1 protein-coding gene is annotated in these 595 nt (G+C 58.0%); it reads right to left on the bottom strand.

All coding sequences use genetic code 11. The annotated features are described in order from the left end of the window. Positions 1-582, bottom strand: a 582-nt coding sequence (locus NS334_RS16815) for a cation:proton antiporter (RefSeq protein ID WP_241492014.1), incomplete at its 3' end; no start/stop codon positions are given. Between the last annotated feature and the right edge of the window lie 13 nt (positions 583-595).

Here is a 595-nt window from a genome sequence, read left to right as displayed (position 1 = left end):
CCCCAGAGCAGGCTCAATTCCGAGATAATGGCTGATCCACGCTGTTATCAGAACGAGCAAGATTGAAGCGAGCAGAAAGGCTTCAGAATGACCGTGACGGGCAACCCATGCCAACGACCGATAAAGAATCGGTTTTCCCACCAGGACGATGATGCCGAGGATCGCCAGAATTCGAACCACTTCAATCGCAATTTGGGTGCCAGCCTCGGTCCTACTGGCTAGCAATGGAAGCGCCGCGAGAAGAGTGGCGGTTTCCATGTCCTGGAATAGCAGAACGGCCACGCTGGTTCGGCCATGGCGCGTGGTAAGCTCGCCCTGATCAGCCAATTGTTTGGCGCAGATCGCCGTCGATGACACCGCTGCGGCCGCCCCGACCATGACGGCCGCACTTGGAGAGGCGCCGAGCAAATACGCTACTCCTCCGAATGCGACGCTACCCAAAGCAAACTGTAGCCCGCCGGCCGAAAGAACACGCCAGCGTGTTGCCCATAGTTCGGCGACTGACAGTTCGAGACCGACCGTGAACATCAGCAAAATGACGCCGATTTCTGAGAGAAACGTCAATGCGTCGCCGGGCTGCACGAGCCTTCCGACC

Source organism: Sphingomonas endophytica (assembly GCF_001476895.1).
GTDB classification, from domain to species: Bacteria; Pseudomonadota; Alphaproteobacteria; order Sphingomonadales; family Sphingomonadaceae; genus Sphingomonas; species Sphingomonas endophytica_A.
This window is presented reverse-complemented; position numbering and strand designations above follow the sequence as displayed.